This window comes from Rhizobium sp. BK275, assembly GCF_014193555.1.
Taxonomy (GTDB): Bacteria; Pseudomonadota; Alphaproteobacteria; order Rhizobiales; family Rhizobiaceae; genus Rhizobium.
The window spans coordinates 1,004,531-1,025,370 of record NZ_JACHZL010000001.1 but is presented as its reverse complement, the minus strand read 5'-3'; the positions used below and the strand labels follow the sequence as shown (position 1 = coordinate 1,025,370).

The 20,840-nt window shown below is 58.0% G+C and carries 20 protein-coding genes and 2 pseudogenes; 7 read left to right on the top strand and 15 right to left on the bottom strand.

Features of this window, described 5'->3' with window-relative positions; translation table 11 throughout:
- Positions 1-94 precede the first annotated feature (94 nt).
- From FHT82_RS04675 to FHT82_RS04640, 8 genes are all read right to left on the bottom strand, one after another.
- Positions 95-1,339, bottom strand: coding sequence for an MFS transporter (locus FHT82_RS04675; RefSeq protein WP_183726739.1), 1,245 nt, complete (start codon positions 1,337-1,339; stop codon positions 95-97).
- A 79-nt stretch (positions 1,340-1,418) separates the two neighbouring features.
- Positions 1,419-2,195 carry an alpha/beta fold hydrolase gene (locus tag FHT82_RS04670; protein ID WP_183726737.1) on the bottom strand — a complete coding sequence of 259 codons (777 nt, stop codon included), beginning with the start codon at positions 2,193-2,195 and terminating at the stop codon, positions 1,419-1,421.
- A 3-nt stretch (positions 2,196-2,198) separates the two neighbouring features.
- Positions 2,199-3,323, bottom strand: a complete 1,125-nt coding sequence (locus FHT82_RS04665) for an FAD-dependent monooxygenase (protein ID WP_183726736.1) — start codon at positions 3,321-3,323, stop codon at positions 2,199-2,201.
- Positions 3,316-4,167 carry a 2,3-dihydroxyphenylpropionate 1,2-dioxygenase gene (locus FHT82_RS04660; protein WP_183726734.1) on the bottom strand — a complete coding sequence of 284 codons (852 nt, stop codon included), beginning with the start codon at positions 4,165-4,167 and terminating at the stop codon, positions 3,316-3,318. Before FHT82_RS04660 ends, FHT82_RS04665 begins: the two co-directional genes overlap by 8 nt.
- Positions 4,155-4,466 carry a subunit of meta cleavage enzyme gene (locus FHT82_RS04655; protein ID WP_183726732.1) on the bottom strand — a complete coding sequence of 104 codons (312 nt, stop codon included), beginning with the start codon at positions 4,464-4,466 and terminating at the stop codon, positions 4,155-4,157. The genes FHT82_RS04660 and FHT82_RS04655 overlap by 13 nt, the downstream gene beginning before the upstream one ends.
- A gap of 16 nt (positions 4,467-4,482) precedes the next feature.
- Complete coding sequence (locus FHT82_RS04650) at positions 4,483-5,625, bottom strand: alpha/beta hydrolase (RefSeq protein WP_210276655.1); 1,143 nt, start codon at positions 5,623-5,625, stop codon at positions 4,483-4,485.
- A gap of 33 nt (positions 5,626-5,658) precedes the next feature.
- Entirely contained in the window at positions 5,659-6,513 is an 855-nt protein-coding gene (locus tag FHT82_RS04645) for a 3-keto-5-aminohexanoate cleavage protein (RefSeq protein ID WP_183726729.1), read from the bottom strand.
- Between the two features lie 236 nt (positions 6,514-6,749).
- A complete protein-coding gene (locus FHT82_RS04640; protein ID WP_183726727.1) occupies positions 6,750-7,400 on the bottom strand; it encodes a TetR/AcrR family transcriptional regulator in 651 nt (216 codons plus the stop codon).
- Between the two features lie 410 nt (positions 7,401-7,810).
- Here FHT82_RS04640 and FHT82_RS04635 point away from each other — a divergent pair, with 410 nt between their 5' ends.
- From FHT82_RS04635 to FHT82_RS04620, 6 genes and pseudogenes are all read left to right on the top strand, one after another.
- Positions 7,811-8,761 carry a LysR family transcriptional regulator gene (locus tag FHT82_RS04635; RefSeq protein ID WP_183726725.1) on the top strand — a complete coding sequence of 317 codons (951 nt, stop codon included), beginning with the start codon at positions 7,811-7,813 and terminating at the stop codon, positions 8,759-8,761.
- Between the two features lie 59 nt (positions 8,762-8,820).
- A complete protein-coding gene (locus FHT82_RS04630) occupies positions 8,821-10,281 on the top strand; it encodes an amidohydrolase family protein (protein WP_183726723.1) in 1,461 nt (486 codons plus the stop codon).
- A 250-nt stretch (positions 10,282-10,531) separates the two neighbouring features.
- Positions 10,532-10,581, top strand: a pseudogene (locus FHT82_RS30635) (hypothetical protein); the annotation flags it as partial.
- 48 nt (positions 10,582-10,629) lie between these two features.
- Positions 10,630-11,085 (top strand): LysR substrate-binding domain-containing protein, encoded by a 456-nt coding sequence (locus tag FHT82_RS30630; RefSeq protein ID WP_348647575.1) that lies wholly within the window; start codon positions 10,630-10,632, stop codon positions 11,083-11,085.
- Positions 11,012-11,428, top strand: a complete 417-nt coding sequence (locus FHT82_RS30510; RefSeq protein WP_348647581.1) for a LysR substrate-binding domain-containing protein — start codon at positions 11,012-11,014, stop codon at positions 11,426-11,428. The genes FHT82_RS30630 and FHT82_RS30510 overlap by 74 nt, the downstream gene beginning before the upstream one ends.
- A gap of 175 nt (positions 11,429-11,603) precedes the next feature.
- On the top strand, positions 11,604-13,367 hold the full coding sequence (locus tag FHT82_RS04620; protein WP_183726715.1) for a penicillin-binding protein 2: 1,764 nt from the start codon (positions 11,604-11,606) through the stop codon (positions 13,365-13,367).
- Between the two features lie 84 nt (positions 13,368-13,451).
- Here the strand turns inward: FHT82_RS04620 and FHT82_RS04615 are convergent.
- The 7 genes and pseudogenes from FHT82_RS04615 to FHT82_RS04585 all read right to left on the bottom strand — a co-directional run.
- A pseudogene (locus FHT82_RS04615) lies at positions 13,452-13,742 on the bottom strand (NAD(P)H-dependent oxidoreductase); the annotation flags it as partial.
- A gap of 141 nt (positions 13,743-13,883) precedes the next feature.
- Positions 13,884-14,249: a type II toxin-antitoxin system VapC family toxin gene (locus FHT82_RS04610; protein ID WP_183726713.1), complete on the bottom strand. Its 366-nt coding sequence runs from the start codon at positions 14,247-14,249 to the stop codon at positions 13,884-13,886.
- Positions 14,243-14,458 carry a CopG family transcriptional regulator gene (locus FHT82_RS04605; protein ID WP_183726712.1) on the bottom strand — a complete coding sequence of 72 codons (216 nt, stop codon included), beginning with the start codon at positions 14,456-14,458 and terminating at the stop codon, positions 14,243-14,245. Before FHT82_RS04605 ends, FHT82_RS04610 begins: the two co-directional genes overlap by 7 nt.
- A 510-nt stretch (positions 14,459-14,968) precedes the next feature.
- Entirely contained in the window at positions 14,969-15,445 is a 477-nt protein-coding gene (locus FHT82_RS04600) for a hypothetical protein (RefSeq protein WP_246698049.1), read from the bottom strand.
- Positions 15,446-15,754: 309 nt separating this feature from the next.
- Positions 15,755-16,792, bottom strand: coding sequence for an ABC transporter permease (locus tag FHT82_RS04595; RefSeq protein ID WP_183726710.1), 1,038 nt, complete (start codon positions 16,790-16,792; stop codon positions 15,755-15,757).
- Between the two features lie 43 nt (positions 16,793-16,835).
- Positions 16,836-18,377 (bottom strand): sugar ABC transporter ATP-binding protein, encoded by a 1,542-nt coding sequence (locus FHT82_RS04590; protein ID WP_183726708.1) that lies wholly within the window; start codon positions 18,375-18,377, stop codon positions 16,836-16,838.
- Between the two features lie 78 nt (positions 18,378-18,455).
- Positions 18,456-19,421 carry a sugar-binding protein gene (locus tag FHT82_RS04585; RefSeq protein WP_183726706.1) on the bottom strand — a complete coding sequence of 322 codons (966 nt, stop codon included), beginning with the start codon at positions 19,419-19,421 and terminating at the stop codon, positions 18,456-18,458.
- Positions 19,422-19,789: 368 nt separating this feature from the next.
- On the opposite strand from FHT82_RS04585, the gene FHT82_RS04580 reads away from it, so the two are divergent.
- Positions 19,790-20,800 (top strand): LacI family DNA-binding transcriptional regulator, encoded by a 1,011-nt coding sequence (locus FHT82_RS04580; protein ID WP_183727300.1) that lies wholly within the window; start codon positions 19,790-19,792, stop codon positions 20,798-20,800.
- Positions 20,801-20,840 lie beyond the last annotated feature (40 nt).

Below are 20,840 nucleotides of genomic sequence, written 5' to 3'. Positions count from 1 at the left end.
AGTGCTCGACAACCCCGCGTGCGCAGCGGCGGGCCTGTTATCGATATCTTCGAGCAGCCGGATCACGACCTCCGCCCCAAGCGATACTGGCCTATCAATTTTGTCGGACAGGCACCAAAAAGAGGAGACCGCTTATGATGAGTGCGCCGCCATAAACGGCAAGACCCGGGCCGTAGCTCTCAAAATGCGCGCGGCTCAACGGCAGCAATGTTGCTCCAAGAGCGGCCCCGAGTTGGAAAACGGCGAAAATTGTACCGTAGACCCGCCCGAAGGACGCAAGTCCAAAACTGCGCTTGATAATGTAGCTCAGTACATCGAACTCCGCACCGTACACCATCCCAATGAGAAGGGCCGCCAGATAGACCACTCCGCCGGTCGGACCAAAGGCATAGAAGCCACAAGCTACAGCGCCACCGACGCAGACGATACTCATCAACCTTCTGGCCAAAACATAGTCCAACAGAACGCCTGTCAAAAACCGGCCTATCAATACCGCCAGACCGAAGACGGATTGTACAAGAGCAGCCTGTTGCGGCGTGGCACCGCCATCTATCAACAACGAGATCTGGTTCGTCACCAGACCCGTGTTCACGAAGCCCAGCAGAAAAAAGGAGACCGTAAGAAGAATAAAGCTCCGGCTTTTCACCAGATCTCCAAAGCTCCGGTGCTGCTGGCCAGCAACCGGGTTTGCGCTTCGCGACGGACGCGCCTGCGGCGCCTCAAACAGCAGCATGAAATTCAGCGGCAATACAATCAAAAGCACGATGATGCCCAGACTGACATAGGCCCACTGAACGGAACCGTTGAGGATAATGTAGGTTATGATCGGAGGCAGCAAGGCTGCTCCCAATCCAATGCCACCATTTGCGATACCGATTGCCAACCCAAGACGCCGCTCGAACCACGTGCTGACAACCCTTAAATAGGAAACTGGCCAAAGCCCGACTGCCAGCAAAGGCAATAGGCCGTACATCAGGTAGAAGCCGCTGATATTGTTGCTCAGGAAGTACATACCTCCCAGGCCAACGGCAAAGGCCAGACATGAGGACAGCACGATAGGCCGCACCCCATATCGATCGATCAAATACCCCTGAATGGGGGATACAACCATGATCATCAGAGAAACGATCGTTGCCGCAAACAGAATCGAAGGTTTTGACCATCCGAAAGTGTTCGATAACGGTTCTACGAAGACTCCGAATACGAAAAGCAAGAATGTACTTGGTCCAAAGACCAGCCCGATTGTTGACGCAAGCGTTGCTCCGATTGCCGAGTGGCTGGCGCTGTCTGAAACAGTGGCCGGCGGTTGACCGGCCACTGACGGGATATTTTCGCTCATATGATCTCCTCCCTGATGATCATGGATGAAAGCAATACGCAGGTGCCTGTCCGAGACCCTTGCGCGAGAACCCTGCAAATCAGGTTCCTCCGGCAGATCGCTGCAGGATGGTGTTAACCGCGTCCGCTTTCTCAAAAAGCGGGATATGCGCGGCCCCGGGAATAATTTCGAAACGTGCGCCCGTGATGGCTTCGGCCAGCGCGCGCGCAGCAGCAGGCGGCGTGGCTTCGTCCTGCTCCCCGACCGCAACCGTCACAGGCATTGTCAACCTTGCCGCATGATGCCGACAATCCGCGACTGCCAGGGCATCACAGCCCGCCGCATAACCTTCCGAAGGTGTGCGCCGCAGCATGACGGCCAGGCCGCGGCCTTCCGGTGTCGCGCGCCCCTCTTCCGTCGTCCAGCGGGAAAGAACGGCCTCCTCAATCGCAGCCAGACCTTCGCCACGAACCTTGGTGGCGCGATCCTTCCACATTTGCGGGGCAAGGCTGACGATATTGGAATCCAGCAGCGTCAGGGCGCGCACCTGATCCGTGAGTGTCGCCGCCACGCATTGCGCGACAAGACCACCGATGGAGATGCCCGCCAGATGGAAGGCATTCACCCCCAGCATCGTCAACGCGGAAACCACATCGTCAGCCAGGGCTTCAATGGTCACGGGGGTGCACGACAAGTCGCTCAGGCCATGCCCCCGGAAATCGGGAGCAATAATGAAATGTTGATCCCTCAGCGCTCTCACCTGACGTTGCCAGACGGCATGGGAGGTTCCCAGCGAGTGAAGCAAAACGAGCGTAGGATTGCAGTCGGAGCCGTACAGAGCCACGTGCAGATTATGATCGCCTATGTTCAGGAACATCGCCTAGAACTCCTCGCTCAAGGCTGCCAGCGCCTTTTCAACAACTGCGGTCTGGGCTTTTGGCGCGGCCTGTTCGCGCTCGAGCCGGCTGATCTCAAGGGAGGAATCGACCACCAGCTTGCAGCGGTCGTAACGGCGGCGCATGAAGCTCTCGAGTGCCCTCGGCACATGCGCGTGACGGGCCATTTCCTCACCCAGCACCAGCCCGTCCTCAATGCCCATGCCCGCGCCCGACGCAAGCTGCGGGGTGGTGGCATGGGCCGCATCGCCGATCAGCACCGTGTTGGATCGGACCCAGTTCTCACCCGCCAGAACCGTTTCAAGCGGACGACAGATAATGCTGGACTGAGCGTTCAGCCCTTCCGCGATTTCTTTGAGAACGCCTCCATAACCTTGCAGCAGTTCACGCAGAACCTCATGCTGATTGGCTTCGTCACGCCAGACCGGCTCGCCCTGAGCCTCCAGATAGAACATGTACATCTGATCCGGGGCGATCGGGTTCAGGCCGACTTTAGCCGGACCGCCCAGAAAAAATGTGCGGCGCGAGATGTCCGGGTGCCGTTCCATCATCAGCCGCCAGCACATCTGGCCCGCATAGCGTGGTTTCGGCGCTCGCGGAAACATCTGCTGCCGGGTGCGGGAGTAAATGCCGTCGGCCGCCACCACCAAATCATATCGGGCAGAGCTGCCATTGCTGAACCGCACGCCCGCGAGGGGACCATCCCGATTGATGTCCTCAACCGTCACGCCCAACATGATTTTCGGCTCAAGAGCCAGCAACCGCTCAGACAAGATATTGTGCAGAACGGGCCGCAAAATGCCACCCGCGCTGGGTATCGCACCCAGGGCCGCGCTACGAGTATCGATCTGGAAGAGCGTCTGGCCTTCCGCCGAGCGGATATCGATACCATCGGCGGTGTAACCGCGCTCCAGAACGGCATCCAGAATGCCGAGACGACCCATGGCTCGCAGGGTCGGCCCGGTTATAGTGATGCCCGCTCCATAAACCCGCCAGTGCGGGTCCTGATCGCAAAGATCCACAGTGAGCCCTGCTTCGCGAAGCGAGATGGCGGCAGACATTCCGGCAATGCCGCCGCCGATGATGAGTACCCGGCGTGGATCATCCATGGCTGGCTGCCGCTGCCAGTTGGCTCTTGCCGAAATGGCCGATACCAATGCCGGTATACCAATCATTGACCGCACGGTAATAGGCGCGGCGGAAGGGCAGTCCGTTGGCGGCCCCCATGGCGGCCATCCACATGCGGATTTCTTCGGCTCCGTTGCCGGCAGTATGAACCTGCTCAGTGGCATATTGGATGACGGCATCGGTATCGCCTGCCTCCAAAAGGTTCAGCAGGTTTTCATCGAATTCCCTGTTGACCATGCCCATACGGGGCGTGGCGATGTCATGGCTTATGCCGCCCGTGGCCAGAATGGCGACCCGTTCCACGCCATCATAACGGCGGATGGCATCCCCCAGAAACTTGCCGAACTGATAGCAGCGTCGCATGGTGGGCATGGGCGGCTGCACGCAATTGAAGAGAACCGGGACGATCGGCAGATCGGGATCGAGCCCTGCCAGTTCCAGCGGAGTCAAGGACCCGTGATCCAGCACCATTTCCATTGAAAAGCTCGGATCGAAATCTGCCTTCAACGCTTCCTGGAGAAGATATGCACCGAAGACCTGATTGCCGGTAAAGACCCGGCGCTTGGCCTTCAGCCAATGTTCGATGGGGCTTTCATAGCTTTCGCCAACGCCGATGCACAGCGCCGGAAAGTTATCGAGAAAGAAATTATGCAGGTGATCGTTGGAGAGAACGACCAGCGCATCCGGTTTTCCAGCCTCGAAGTCACGGCCCATGGCCTCGTAAGCGCCGAAGATTTCGGTGCGCAGATCCCCCGGAATCCGGTCGGGAAAGTTCAGCATGACGGGCGTATGACTTGCCGTGTAGATTCCGGTCAGTTCAGCCATTTGTCATCTCCTTCTTTCATCAGGCTGCGCAGTGCGGCAAGCGATACATCTTCGGGAATACGCACGCCGATGCAGTGGGCGCGCAGTAGATAGGGGTTCACCCCGGTCTCGTAGAGACCGGCAACGTCATTGCCGCTGATCTTCTCAGCCATCTCAGGGCTGAGCTTGAAGCGTGCCAGATAGGCTGCCTTGTCCTGATTGTAGGCTGCGAGATCATCGGGCTTGTGGTGGAGTTCGTAGAGAACCTTATCGAGAAGATAGGCCTCCGTAGTGGGCATCATCAGCCGCCAATTGCTCATGGCGTACTCCTTTTTGTTAAATGAGGTGGTTGCGCACCCACGAGACGATCGTGGGAACGGTGTGCGGGCCAAAGCCCATGTGGCCGCCCGGAAACAACCGGACGGACTTGGGGCTTCCGTGTTCGAGAAGCAGATGAATGTCGGCAATCGGGCACTGCTTGTCCTCCTTGCCGTTCACCAGCAGCAGAGGCGTGGAGGGACGCGACAGAAGCCCCTGGTCAAGAAGGGAAAGAACCCTGAAGCCTTCGATGTATTCGGCGTCGTTTCGAGCACCCAGCATCCGGCTTCGGGTCTCCACAAGCTCCATCAGGTAGCTGTCGGGATAACGCGAGGCTTCCACCCATTCCGGCTGAAACATGTAATGCACGCCGCCACCCCAATTGACGGCGCACCGCAGAATTTCGGGCTTCAGATGGGCAAGTTTCGTCGCCCAGTGACCACCGAAGGAGCGGCCGATCAGGCCGATACGGCTGCCATCCAGTTCTTCGGACGTCATCACCCATTCGATGACCGGCAAAAACTGGATTTCGCCATTCTGCCGTGCCTTGAGGGGAGATTCTCCCGTGCCGACATTATCCATGGCAATCGTGGCGATGCCCTGGGCAATGAGAGCATTGGAAAGCCCGGTCATTTCCTCCTTCCAGGCATCGACACCGCCCCACATGATCAGAACGGGCGGCTTCTCAACGCCCGCAGGCTTGCGCAGGTAAAAACGGATATGATCGGAAAGGGCACCTTCAGCCTCGAAAGGCAGGCTCACCGGCACAATGGGCGGCTCCGCCAGCGCTCCGAATTTTGCGTAAGCCTCCAACTCCAGCCGGTAGCTTTCTTCCTTGGCGGGATGGTTCGGACAGGGAAAACGGCCCAGAAAGTAAAAGCCATAGGCCTGATAATAGGCGTCCCGCGCGGCTGAAACATCACCGGCGGCCATATGGCCATCGGCTGTCATTATGAAACGGTGGCCTGCTGCAATCCAGGCCTGTGCCCAGCGCTTACCATCCAGCCCGGTCAGCGCCTCGATCGTTTCCAGCGTTGCCTGCGGATCGGTCAGGCCAAACGGATGAATGCGCTTGGCAAGCCGATCACGCATCCAAGCCTTTGCGTTTTCCAGTGAGCGCGGCCCGATCAGTTCGCCGGTAGCCTGTGCTATGTTCGACATCAGCATTCTCCAAGGTTTTGTCGTCAGGCGCCGTCACCAGATGGCTTCCAGTGAGGCCCGTTGAGATTCCGCGGTTTCAAGGGATCGTCCCAAGTCACGAAGAGCGTTCGCAACCGGCGCAACGAGCGCCGCATTGTCTGAAGCCACCGTGCCATCGGGGAGAAAGAGGTTGTTTTCGAAGCCAAGGCGCGCATGTCCGCCCCGAAGCGCTGCCGTCACGGCACAGGCGGCTTCATCTCGCCCAAAGGCGCAGACGGTCCAATGCGAGAACGGAGCTTGCCGCGTTACGCCGAGAAACTCGTCCAGGTCTGCCGGGTGTGACTGCTGGCTTGCCGTATAACGGCCAAGTACGAAAAGGACCGGAATATCATCCGCCGGTATGACCCCCCGCAGTCGCATGTCCTGCAAGCGCGCCACATCAACGGCATCGTAAAGAATGATTTGCGGAAAGATCCGCTCCCTGCGCATCCATTCAAGAAGAGAGGCAAAAGCGACTTCGTGCGGAACATCAGGTGCGATTTCCCGTAAAGCCATTGAACAGGCTTGCGGCCGCAACACACGCACGAGATCGCTCTGTTGCTGCGGTGTATACCGGCCAAGAGCTTCTGTCGTGACCTGCACGATCAACTGCTCGCCAACCCGCTGACGGATCGCCTGTTCGGTGGCCTGATAACGATCGATTTCCAGACAATGCTGACCTGCGTCATCCCGCACATGAACATGAATCATGCTGGCACCGGCCTCCAGGCACGCCTGTGCGCATTCCGCAAGTTCGGACGGCCCAATCGGCAATGCTGGATGATCCGCTTTTGTGCGTCGTCCACCATTTGGCGCAATGGCAAGCGCAATGCCACGCCGGCAATCAGCCGGGGCCGCTAAATCCTGCATGACAGCAATCCTCCTTATGCCCACGCCTTGTTAGCGTGGCCTGAGGCCGGAACACGCTTCCGGCTCCTCAAATCTCCGGCCTCCACCGAATTTTTGAGCATGATCAAAATTCGCACAAAGCTCGCGAGCTGTCAATTTGATCATGCTCATTTTTTATTTTGAGGCCCCATTGAAGAAAGAAGCGTACTCGAAGGGGGGTATGGCTGATGGGCGACATTATCACCAGTCTGCCATGATCAGCTGACAGTCAGGCTTTCAAGCTCCAAGGCGGACGAATGGGGAGACAGGCCCTTCATGACGATTTCGATCTGTCGCCTTAGCCTCTCGGTTCCCTGCTTCAAATTGAGGTCCGAATCTGAGAGCCAAAGACGGAGATCAACCTGATAAATCGCGAAGATGGTCTGGGCGATGATCTCCGGCGTTTCATCGGCTTGGATAACGCCTGACTTGAGCGCGTCCTCGACGAGGTGGATCAGCAGATGGCGTAATGCATGACGGGTGCGGTTGAAACGCTCTGCCTGCGTGCCGGACTGATAGAAATACATCTCCCGCAAGGCCGCCCGCGACAAGGTAGGATTTTCCGCGAAATATTGGTAATGACGCTTTAGAATGACCAACAAATTGGCGAGCAAAGATTGGTCCGGGCGAATCATGACCCGGGCATCCTCGATGCACTGCTCAAGACCGTCATTGACGATAAGAAACAAAAGGTCACGCTTTGTCTCGGCATAGACGAAGACAGTGCCCATGCCCACGCCTGCCGCGGCGGCAATCTCGCGCGTCGTCGTGTCGTCGAACCCCTTGGAAAGAAACAGGTCGAACGCGGCACTCTTGATGCGGAGCAGCTTGTCTTCCTTGTTCTTCTCCCGCACGCTCTCGCGCTTCATCGAGCCCAAATCCTGTCCTTTAACATTCCCGCTTAAGGCGTATGTCGTGGGCTACTTGTCTCAAACATGCATTGATGACGCGGCGGCCGTTGACAGCTCGATGAGGTTACCTGACCGCAGCCGCAATGATCAAGTTACCAAAGTGCCGACGTCGCCTATGGTAACGAGGCAAAGCCACTACACGGGAAGGATGCGAACCGATGCGTTACATGCCGTAAAAAAGCGGCTTTGGGATCGCGGCACACCAACAGCCAAATCGGCGCGCAGTGACTTTATCGGGAGCGATCGACCTGAAGGCACGCCGGGCCGGCAACGAGTTCGACACTGGAGCCGCCCTATCAACCGTACGCATTGCTGATGTAATGTAGACGAATTCGACAATAGACATTGACCAAGCGAGGCGTTAATCGATGAGATATCGGGGACTCGACCTCAATCTTCTGGTGGCTCTGGACGCCCTGCTTCGGACTCGGAATGTTTCCCGGGCGGCGAATGCGGTAAATATCACCCAACCGGCCATGAGTTCCGCGCTGGCGCGTCTCAGGCAATATTTCGGCGATCCCCTCCTGATTAGCCGCCATGGCAAATCCGTTCTTTCCCCGCTGGCTGAGACACTGGCAGCGCCCGTCTTCGACACGCTCAGAACCATTGATCGCACGATCATTACGCAGCCCGCCTTCGATCCGAGTTCAGACGACCGCGATTTTAGTCTTTTGGCTGCCGATACGATTGTGGCCGGGGTCCTGGCAAATCCGTTACAAAAAATCTCAGAAATGGCGCCCAAGCTGCGCATGGAGATCGCAACTCCGCATGGCGACCTTGTTGAGAAGCTGGAGGCGGGCCATGTTGATCTGATCATAGCTCCCGAAGTTCATTGTTCCCCAGATCACCCAAGGGAACTGATTCTTGAGGAAGAACACTGCGTCATTGCCTGTGGCAAGTGCTTTGACGCTGACGCCCTGACCTTGGCGCAATATGCCGCCGCGGACCATGTAGAGGTCTTTATCGGTCCGTTGCAAAGACCCTATTTGCCGGACCATCTGTTTTCACGTCATGGGATTACCCGGCGGATAACTGTGAAGCTGGACCATTTTTCCCTCGTGCCGTTTTTCCTCGCCGGCACCAGGCGCCTGGCGACATTTCCCGGCATGACCGCCGAACTGTACACGTCGTTTACAGACCTCAAGCTGCTTGAACCTCCGCTGGCGATCCCCCCAGTCCGCCTGGTGATGCAATGGCATGCGCGTGCCAATCGCGATCCCGGCCTGACCTGGCTGCGCACCAACATAAAGCATTATTTGGAAGCCATGAACCGGCAGTATAAATCCCGCTTATACCGTCTCGCGCCGCAAACGATTTGAGCGCCACTGCTGCGCGCTGCTACTTCCTCCTCTGAAGCCATCTGCCGGAGAAAGTAGCCATGTGCGAAAACTGCAAGGGACTTGAACTGAATCTCACTCGCCGACACACCATGGTTGCTTTGGGCGCCGGCCTTCTGGGTCCCTTTATTGCCACTGGCCTGACAAAGCCGGCAGTCGCGGCAGATCAGACCGGGCCGAAAGGATCGCCACGCGAAATCCTGATCCGTGGAGGTTACGTCATGCCGGTCGATCCGGTGATGGCGGATCTCATTGCGGGCGACGTGCATATCAAGGACGGCGAAATCGTCGCTGTTGCGGCGCAAATAAATGCACCGAATGCGGAAATTATCGATGCTTCCAACATGGTTGTCCTGCCGGGTTTTGTAGACACTCACTGGCATATGTGGAACAGCATCTGGCGTGGAATGGTTAACGACGCCACGGAATACTTCACCCGCCACGATCTACTGCCCTATTACAGCGTCGAGGACCACCACACAGCCGTTCAATATGCTGCGCTGGAGGGGATTAACGCTGGTATTACTACCTGCCATAACTGGGCGCACGGTCTGCGGAACTACGATGACGTTCAGGCGGAACTGTCTGCCTTGGCCGAGGTCGGAATTCGCGCCAAATTGAGTTATTCCGGCGTCATTCGCAATGTGCCGACACCGTCGGCCGATCTTCAGCGCGCACTGGACTGGATTGCCGCCAATGGCAATGGACGGCTTGGCCTTGGCATGACACTGGATGGGGCAGGCGAGCATTTTGCTCCCCAGGTTCAGGTGGCCCGCAAGCTGGGACTGCGACCAATTACCGACCATGGAAGCTTCATGGCCTTTCCCGATCTCATCGGGCCTGAATTTATCTTTACCCACGGCGCCGGTATCGCGCCGGAGGCCGTCACCATGATCGCCAGAAAGAAACTGGGCATTGCTCTGTGCCCCGGAACGGATCCGATGATCGGGAACGGGTTGCCGCCGGTCTATGACCTGATAAAGGGCGGTGTTCCACTGGATAATATCAGTTTCAGCATCGATGTTTCCTGCCAGTCTCCCGTCGATCCCTTCGCAAGCCTCAGAACTCTTGTTAATTCCGGCCGCATACAGCAGGTGGAGGCCAACAAACTCACCGGAGACCTGATTGGAATTGCCCAGAAGGGCTTGAAATGGGTTTTCAGCTACCGCGATGCCATCCGCGTGGGCACATTGAGCGGTGCGCACGTACTTGGTCTGTCCGATCACGTTGGATCGCTGACGCCTGGCAAAAGAGCAGACGTTATTCTCGTGCGTACCGATCAAGCCAACATGTTGCCGGCCGCCAACACCAATCCAGCTTTCCAGATTGTTCAGCATGCTGATCCGGTAAATGTCGATACGGTGATTATTGATGGTGTAATCCGGAAGCGCAACGGCAAGCTGACGGGGGTCGATATCGACGGCGTCGTAGAGAAAGCGGCGCGGGCTCAAGAGGCAATCCGCAAACGGGCAAACTTGCCAGTTCTTGATACTTCTCTTTGATGTGTAAGGGCCTGCAGCGGTCGTGCAAGCGCGATGAAGGCATCGCATTTTTTGGACGCGCAGAAGGCGTTCATCCTGAAGCAGGGGGGCGGACAAGAGGAGTGCGAATTCGTACGCTAAGGGCGAACGGAGCGAGAACTTGCTCGACCCGCCGTAGCCCAGCTGGCAGGCGCAGCGATCGAAATCCGTTCGGCATCCCAGGTGTAGATGCCGGTCGATTATCAGTGCTTCTGACGCTACCATCCGGCAGTTGCAGGTCCTCAGGGAGGTATTGCGGAACGGCTCCGAGCGGCAGGCGGCCCGGGCTTTGCGCATCAGCCAACCGGCAGTCAGCCAAAATGTGAGCAGTTGGAAGCTGCAATTGGCCTCACACTGTTTAAGCACGAGACCAATCGGCTTGTGCCGACAGATGCGGCCTGGGAACTTTTACAAAGTATTGACCTTGCCTTCGCCGGATTTGATCAGATCGGCAAGTCCATCGCTTTCCTGAAGAGCAGCGACACGCGTGTTGTCAGCATCGCAGCGCCGGCGGTTTTTTCGTTGAAGCTGATCCCGGAGGTCGTCGGTAGGATCCGGGAACTCAAACGGTCCTATTCCATAAAGCTCAGGACGGGCAGTTATCAGGAAATCGGGGATTACATCCTTCACGGCAAGGCCGACATAGGGATCTCGCGGCTGCGGCTGGACGAAAGAATCTTCGAGTGGCGGCCGGTCGGGACGCCGTCAATATATTCCAAAGGCTCATCGTTTCGCAGAGAAGGACGTCATCACGCCCGAGGATCTTGTCGGAGAGGCACTGATTGACATCGACCCGCAGTTCGCATCCCATCAGATGAATGTGAACGCCACGCGATATATGGGCATCCATCCAGACATCGCTGTCGAGTATGATGCGCACGGGCATGACGCAGGCTTTGTCGCGGCAGGCGTGGGCGTGTCGATCACAAACGAGATCCTCGCAAAGGAATATCGTCACTTCAATGTTGATTTCCGGCGGTTGAGCCCGGCGCGACTTACCACTGTGGTATTCTGGCAGAAGGATCGATCCTTAAGCGCGCGCCTGAGCATTGTAGTAGAGCAATTGACATCTGCGTTCCTGGGAGCGGAAGGTAGTCGAATCGTCCCCGCGAATGTGGTCCGTAAGTGAGGTTTCTCACACAGTTCGATTAGTGGGGACGATCTGGAAACACAGGGCGTTAACGATCTCCTAACGGATTAAGTGCCTTTCTAGTCATCAGTTGCCCCAGGAGAGACAGCCCGAAACCGCTTCGCGATTTCGGTGGCGTTTCTTCGACTTCAGCCGTCACCTGTGGATCAACTCGATGAGTCTCATTTCCCGCATTCTAAAGGTCAAAAGTCGGTCGCATATCCTGATCACCCGCCAAGCAAGCGGCTTTCCGGACCGAATTATCGGCATGAAAAAGAAGCGCGGAAACCAGGCTAGGCAACGTCTGGGAGTCGTGATTGGCATCTTCGTCGGCGGATTCTTGCTAATCGGTGGGCGCCTCGTCCAATACGGGCTTGCCGAGGAGCAGATCACCGCCTCGCTTGGAAACCCGAATGTGGTCGCCTCCCGGCCTGACATCGTCGACCGTAACGGCCAGCTCCTGGCTACCGATCTCGACATGGTGTCCCTCTATGCCGATCCCCGCCGCATCGTCGACGCCGACGAGGTGGTGGAGAAGCTCGCCGCCATCCTACCGAACCTCGACTGGAGGGATACACACCGGAAGCTGAGGGTGGACAGCGGCTTCCAGTGGTTGCGACGGCAATTGACACCCAAGCAGCAGGCCGACATCCTGGCCCTCGGTCTTCCCGGTCTAGGCTTCAGGCCGGAAAAACGCCGCTTCTATCCCGGTGGTCGGTCGGCTGCACATATCGTCGGTCACGTGAATGTCGACAATCTCGGCCTTGCCGGCATGGAGCGCTATCTCGACCAGCAAGGTCTCGCGGACCTGAGGGCCATCGGCATGACGTCGGGTATCTCGCTCGAGCCCGTCAAGCTTTCGATCGATATCCGCGTGCAGAATATTGCGCGCCAGGTCGCGGCCAAGGCGATCAGCGCCTATGAGGCGGAGGCCGCCGGCGCCGTCGTTCTCGACGTCGAAACCGGCGAAGTCCTGGCGATGGCTTCCGTCCCTGATTACGACCCTAACGAACCGTCGCGCATATTGGCTGACGGCAGCGTGGACAAGGAGTACGAGAAGGGCTGGTTCAACCGGATCAGCAACGCCACCTTCGAGATGGGTTCCACCTTCAAGAGCTTCACACTGGCCATGGGCCTGGATGCCGAGAAGATCACCTTAAACTCGGTCGTCGACGCATCTCGTCCGATCCGCATGGGCGGTTTCACGATCAAGGATTTCAAGGGCAAGAACAGGCCTTTGACGATCCGGGAGGTCTTCCAGTATTCGTCGAATATCGGGACCGCAGCCGTCGCGGACATGGTCGGTATCGAGGGTCATCAAGAGTTCCTGACCAAGCTCGGCCTTCTGTCGAAAACGGAGACGGAAATGCCGGGCGTCGCCACGCCGACCCAGCCGCGCACCTGGAAGAAGATCAATTCGGTCACGATTTCCTTTGGTCACGGCGTGGCGACGACTCCACTGCAGACCGCATCAGCGGCCGCAGCGCTTATCAACGGCGGCAACCTTCTACCGCCGACTTTCCTACCGCGATCGCCGAATGAGGCAGCAATGCTCTCGAAATCAGTCGTCAAACCGAGTACGAGCGCGGATATGCGCACCCTCTTTAGCTGGAACGGGCTGAAGGGATCCGGCCGTGCCGCCCAGGTCGAGGGTTTCAATGTCGGCGGCAAGACCGGCACCGCCGATAAGGTCGTCAACGGACGCTATGCCAGTGACCTGAATTTCAACGCCTTCGTCGCAGCCTTCCCGATGGACAAGCCGAAATATATGGTTCTTTCGATTATCGATGCGCCGACGACAGGCGAGCACGGCGGTCGAACAGCCGCTTCTACTGCCGCACCGATGGTCAAAGAGATCATCGGTCGCATAGCCCCGCTGCTCGGCGTTCAGCCTCATTTCGGTTTGAGGGATGCTCCCTATACGATAGAGGGCTTTTAAGGTTGCCTTTAATCCGCCGTTTGCACAGACGAGAAGCGCCCTTCAATTTCGTCAGGCGCATCAAGCCTCTGTCTTCGTGCAGAGCTAGCGCCGCCGCGTGGGGAAAAAGGCTGCCAGTTCGCTCACAACCGAATTGATTCGACTGGCCAGTTGTCCTGAGGAGACCTGATAATCCGTGAAATCTCGATCCGAGGCATAGATCGCCGTCGGAAGGGTATGAACCATGAAGAAACCAAAGAGAGGGCGAAGTTGATGTTCGACCATGAGCGCGTGCCGCTCCCCTCCTCCGGTCGCAGCGATGATAACCGGTTTCGATTTCAGTTCATGAGGATCGAGAAGATCGATCAGGTGCTTGAAAAGGCCGGGATAGCTGCCCTAGCCACCGTGATTCTAGCTATACTAACTTCTCGAATATAGTATAGCGCCGCTGTCGAGATGCCCGCCTTGAAGGGAATCGAACCGCTGCTACGTGATGGGGCTCGCCTACTACCGCGCTGGCAAGGCGCATCATTGCGGTTAGATTTCGTAAGGCACACGTATGTCCGGCATTTCGCGAGGGAAATCCTTTGTGTTTCGAGTGATAAGCAACATCGAGTGAATATTGGCCGTTGCCCAGATGATGGCATCTGAAAGCTTGATACGATGAAGTTGTCGCAGAGATGCTGCTCGTTCGGCTATGGCGTCATCGACAGCGATGACCGCAAAGCCAGCCAGGAAAGCGCGCGTTCCGATTGCCACCTCAGGCTTGGCACCGACTAGTACCTCCATCCAGGTGATAATGCTAATCGCCTTTTCCTGATATCTTGTCAGTTCGTCTCGCGCTTGCGGAACTGCGTTGAGATAGTCAATCAGGACATTGGTATCGAACAGAGACTTTACCATTCGCTGCGCATGTTTTCTTGATAGGTCAGACCATCCACCTTTCGATCGCCCCAGAGCCCGAAAGCTTCTGATTCGATATCGGCATTGTTCCTAGCCAGGAAGTCATTGATCGCCTTTCGGATCAGCGCTGCCCTCGACATTTTTTCTCGCTGTGCCAGCCGGTCCAGCGCTTTGACTTCTGGGTCCCCGATGTCCACCAACGTTCTCATGTAATGAACTCCGATATATGATATCGGCAACATATATCATCGCTGATCAGTATCTTCAATGGGCGCGGTCGTGTATGGGGCCTGTTGCGCGGGGAGAGTACGACCGATGTTCGGCATCTACGCGGGTCTGGTGCATAATCAGCTCTACGAACTCAGCGCTCACTGACCCGGATGCCTTCCCAGACGAGCATTTGAGCAGTTTTGTAAAGAATGAAATCAGATGGCCGCGAGACAGTTTCGTGCACAAGATCACACCACCGTTGGTTCCGGCAGCATGAACCTGAAACACCCGCTTTGCTAAGTCCAGACCGACAATGCTAACTTCATGAATGCTCTCCTCTGAGTGACGTTCTGGCGATCATCACTTTGGCACATTGCAATGCCGTCGGGAGGAATCCACTCCATCAACTCTCAGCAAATCAACACATACCTCGCGAGCGGTCGGATCTTATTAGACATGGCGGGTCACTCCTCCGCTTCGTTCGATCGCATTGATCAGCCGATGCAGTTTCACGGCATCTTGGAATCCCGGGCTAAGTCGGGTGCCGGACGTCGCGTCGGAAGCAAAAGTTCGTAGAGCTTTCTGACGTTACCCGTCAGGACGTCCTCGTTGCTGTCGAAATCCTGCGGGATGGAGATCGGATGAAGTGTCTCGCCTCCCTGCGCGCCCACCAGCTTGAACCCGCCCAGACCGACGTAGCCCACTGGGCTCGTGAGTACCAAGTCGCCCCTGCTGCCGTTGATCTCCAGGTGGAAATTTGTCCCGCGCGACAGCCCGCCCCGAAAATGGCTCGTCACCAGCGCGCCGGAGGAAAGCTTGCCATTGAACGCGATCTGGTCGGCGACGTTGAACGGGATGATTTCCTTGCTCTCTGCTATCCTGATCGTCGGGCGACGGCTGGCCAAAGTCCCTGAGACACTGCGGAAGTCCTCGCCGACTACGAACGACAAGGCGTCTATCGTTTGCGCGAAGGGAACGTGCAGCATGCTTGCGCCATTGGACGGATCCAATGTGTACCTGAAGGCTTCCTCGATCTCCTCGCCCCACGTAATCCCGGACCTGATCACACGGCGACTTGGATTTCTTGCCTCGCTCACGCATCACACAACGGCGAGACCGGGAAGCCCGCCCGTCGAATACATATGTCGAGGCAAAAACCTCATTTAAATTCAATACCGAGAAGATCAAACGAATTGGAACTGGCTGAGATCGGCGAGCAGCAAGGCACCAACATCCAGCACGCCAGTGCCGGAAGAGGCCGCAAGATTCGCTAGCGGCAGCCTGATACACTGGTCTCATCCACCGACCTGGTCCTGATTGGCAACCACCGGCAATTTGCCTTCGTCTGGAACACGGGCTTCGGTCTGCCGGGCGGCGGAGATGAGTCGGCGATGTGCGCGGATCGCGTTCCATTGTTGGTCGATCAGCACGCCGATGAGGATCACGCCACCCATGACGGCGAAATTCAGCGACGAGGGGATGCCGAGCAGATTCACGAGGTTCTGCAACTCCTGGAGCAGGACCGTCCCGAGCACGACGCCAACGATCGATCCCTCGCCGCCGCGGAGCGAAAAGCCGCCGAGTACGGCAGCGGCGATCGCGTAGAGCTCATAGAACTGGCCATGGCTGGCCGGCGAGATCGAGCGTGTGTACATGGCGAAATAGATTGCCGCGAGCGCCGTAAGCAGTCCGCAGATGACATAGGCCGACATCACCATCCGGCCGGTGCGGATACCGGAATATCGGGCCGCCTCCTCGTTCTTGCCGATCGCGTAAAGGTAACGCCCGAAGACAGACCGATGCAGCACCACCCACATGACCACGGAAATGATGACGAGCGCTATGAAGGTATTGGGAACGCCGTAGAACCGTCCGGCGGTGATGAACTCAAGATCCGGGAAATTTTGGCCGAACGCAAAACCCGCCGTTCCGTCGGCCGTATAGAAGCGCGCCGCCCCGCGATAGATAAGGAGGCCGCAGAGAGTGACGACGAAGGGTTGCAGGTTCAGCCGGGTGATCAGCCAGCCGTGAATGGCACCTATGGCCGCGCCGAGCACTAGAATGAGTGGCAGCGCCAGCATCCATGACATATCTTGGACCGCGACGAAATCGACAAACAGCACACCAAGAAGCGCTACGAGCGAACCCACGGAAAGTTCGATACCGCCTGTAATGATGACGTAGGCCTGGCCAATCGACAGGATGCCGAAAAGACCGATCAGGTTGGCGGTATTCGCCAGGTTGATCGGCAGCAGGAAGCGCGGATTGATGATGGCGACGACGATGCCGACGACGACGATCAAAAGCAGCAGTCCAAGATCTTTTTTGATCATTCGAGATCCATCCCCCCGATACCTAATTATGTTGCCGCGGCGGCTATTTTACGCGTTTGCCGACAGCAAGCAAAAGGACGCTTTCCTGACTGAATTCGTCCTCATCGAGAATGCCGGCGATCTGGCCCTCATGCATGACGGCAATGCGGTCAGAAACGCCGATCACCTCTTCCATGTCGCTGGAGATCATCAGGATTGCGACACCGGCATCGGCAAGCGCCCGCATCAGGCCGTAGATCTCGTTCTTCGCACCGATATCGATGCCGCGTGTCGGCTCGTCGAAGATCATCACCTTCGGGCTCATCGACAACCATTTGGCAAGTACCACCTTCTGCTGGTTGCCGCCGGACAGAGTGCCGGTTCGGCTCGAAATAGAGGGCGCTTTGATGCCGAGGCGAACGCGCTGTTTTTCGGCCGCCGCCGTCTCCCGCTCGGCGGAAAGCAAGAAGCGGCTGGCGAGCATGGGGAGATCGGCAAGGGTTATGTTCTGGGCGATCGAGAAATCAAGAAGAATGCCGTTGCGCTTTCGATCCTCCGGCACCAGGAAAATGCCGCGAGCAACGGCGTCCCGCGCGGAACGGACTGCAATTTTCTGCCCGTCCTGCAGGATGGATCCGCCGTAACTGCGATCAATGCCAAAGAGCACTCTGGCAAGCTCGGTACGGCCGGACCCGACGAGGCCCGCAAGTCCCAGGATTTCTCCATACCTGATTTCCAGATCAACGGGACGGCCGGGATAGGCCTCGGTGCGCACGGCACTCACCTTCAGCGCAATCGAGCCGGGTGAGCGCTGCGGCTTTGCAGTACGGGCCGCAAGCATCCGGCCAATCATCAGCTTGACCATCTGGTCGTGGCCGATGTCCGTCTTGGCGAGCGTGCCCACAAGCGCGCCGTCACGGAGTACGACGACCCGGTCGGCTACGCGCTCAACCTCGTGGAGCCGATGCGAGATGAAAATAACACTGATGCCATCCGCCTTCAGCAATTTGATGATGCTGAGCAACCGCTCGGTTTCAGCCAGCGGCAGGCTGGACGTGGGTTCGTCGAAGATGACGAGCCTCGCGTTGATGGACAGCGCCTTGGCGATTTCCACCATCTGCTGCTCGGCCAGCGAAAGCGACGCCACGCGTGTGTCGGCGGAAAAATGCGCGCCCACGCGCCTCAAGAGCGGCTTCACCATGTCCCTTAGCCGATCGCGATCGACGAGCTTAAGAGGTCCCGCCTTCAGCGGTTCGCGCCCTAGGAAGATATTGGCAGCGACGTCGAGATTCTCAAAGAGATTGAGCTCCTGATGCACGAAGGCGATGCCGGACGAGATGCTCGATTCCACAGTGAGGAAACGAAGTTCTGTCCCGTCGAGCAGGATCGTGCCCCGATCCGGTGCGATCACACCGCCGAGAATCTTCATCAGTGTCGATTTTCCGGCCCCGTTTTCGCCGACAAGGCCGATGACCTCGCCTGGCATGATGTCCATTGACAGGCCCTCGAGCGCAACGACACCTGGATAGGTCTTGCCAACGCCGGAAAGCGACAGGAATGGCGTTCCGGGCGCGCCCGGTGGCGGAATATCGGAACTATGGTTCATCGGCTGTCCATGGCTGCTGATGCTGGCGGCACGAAATGCCTTTCGCGGCGGCGATGAGTACCGCCGCCGCGAAAGAGGTTATTTTCCAGCCATGGCCTTCAGGTTGGCAGCATACTTGTCAACGTCATCCTTGCCGATGATCACCGTCGGAATGATGATCAAGCCGTCGGCGGGAATGCCGGACTTGTCACCCTTGAGGTAGGCGGCCATCAATTTCATGCCCTGATAGGCCCATTCGAACGGCTGCTGCACGACGGTTGCCGCGATCGTACCTTCCTTGACGCCGCCGAGCGTGATCGGATCGTCATCAAAGCCGACGACGGTGATCTGGCCGAGTTTGCCCGCGTCACGCAGCGCCTCATAGATACGCGGCGTGTTGTAGGAGTAGAAGCCGACCATGCAGGTCAAGTCGGGGCTGGCCACCAACGCATCCTCCACGTTCTTCTTGGCGCGCGTCTGGTCGATGTCGTCACCGCGGACATCGACCAGCTCGATCTTGGTACCCTTGAGCCCTTCCTTCATCCCTTCGATGCGTTCGCGGGCGTTATCGGCGCCCAGCAGACCGACGAAGCCCATGCACTTTCCGCCGTCCGGCATCGCCTTCTTGGCGATTTCGGCGGCCTGTTTGCCGGCGTCGACGTTCGAAGAACCGATATAGGCGACGCGGTTGGTCTTCGGCGCGTCGCTGTCGGTGGTGAAGAGAGCCGTCTGCGAGCCGATCTTGTTGAGGCCATCCGTCTGGGTCTTGGGATCGACTGCGGAGACCATGATCCCCTTGACGCCGGCGCTGACGAGATCTTCCATGAGACGCTGCTGAATGGCGACGGCCGCCTGCTCAGGATATTTCAGCTCCATGTTGTAGTCCGGCATCTCGCCCTGGGCCTTCTTCACCCCCGCCTCGGCGGCTTTCCAGAAGTCGGATGCTCCATTGACGACGAATGCGAGTGTCGGCTTGTCGGCGGCATGTGATACAGCCATCGGCGCCGTACTCAGCATCAACGCGGCGAAAAACAAGGCTGCATTTTTCCGTTTCAGCTGTTTCATAATACTCCTCCCAAGGGCCGCGGTTGCGAGGGCCCGTTCGCGACTTACGGCCGGCCGATGCGCCCCCTCCAAGGTCCGTCGCGAAGCGACGTGTGGCATATGTGCCGATCGCACCACGACGGTATACCAGAATCTAAATTAGTAAATAGTAATATTAATGTCGATCAAAACATGTCGATGCTGGGTCAAATCCGCCCGCGGCGGCACAACTGCAAAAGCTTCGCGTGCGGGGAGCCTTTCAGTTGGATCTAGTTGCCGGGGCCTCGCTTGCGAATTAGGCGATCACATCCGATCGCACGATCAGCCTCAATATCTACTTGACAAACACCACACGCCTATACGATTGAGTAATCGATAACCCAATAATGGTGGTGAAGGACTTGGCAGTCTCGCTTTCTGACATCGCGGAGCGTGCCGGCGTCTCGGTGAAGACGGTTTCCGGCGCGCTGCATGGCGGCTCCGCCCGTATGTCGGACGAGACGCGCCAGAAGGTGAAGTCCATCGCCGAGGAACTCGGCTACGTCACAAACCTGGCAGCGCGGGGAGTGCGCCAGGGCTGGCTGCCGCTGGTCGGCGTCATCTCCGACGGCCTCATCACCTCGCCGTTTGCGACGGAGATCGTGCGCGGCCTTGATGGCGCGGCGCGCAGTGCCGGAATGGCGGTCTTCGCGATCAACCACAGCAGCGGCCAGTCGATTGGGTCGGTACTCGGCGAGGTGCAGCAGTTCCGTCCTCGCGCCGTCGCTTACGCCGCCATGTACCACAAGGATGTCGCCCTGCCGGAAAAGCTGACCGGCTCCGTCGGCGTGATGATCAACTGCCGCGAGACCTCCGGCCGAGTCACCTCGCTGGTGCCGGACGAGGAGGGTGGCGCGCGGGAGATCGTGCGCTATCTTCTCGCTGCCGGCCGACGCCGCATAGCCTTCATCAACCTGCCGGGCATTCTCGCCGGCATGCTCCGCGAGAAGGGTTTTCGCGGTGCCCTGAAGGAGGCGGGCGTTGCCCCCCTCGGTGTCTTCCCGGCCGTGCGCCGCAGGATTTACAGCGATCGTGCGCCGAGCTTGGTCCCCATCCATCTGGAGGCGCTTCTTGCATCCGGTGAAAGGCCCGATGCCATCCTGTGCGGCAACGACCGCGTAGCGATGGAGGTTTATGCCGCGCTTGCCCGTGCCGGCCTTCGCATACCGGACGATATCGCGGTGGCAAGCTTTGATAATCAGGTCGAACTCGCCTCGCGGCTTGACCCGCCATTGACGACGATGGCCCTGCCACACCGCGCCATGGGCCGTCTCGCGATGGAGATTCTCCTCGCCGGAGAGCCAGAACCGCAGTCTCTGCGCAAACTCCCGTTCCATCTCGTAGAACGGGCGTCCGTCTGAACATTCGCATGTAATCGTATTCAACAGGAGGAGACTACCA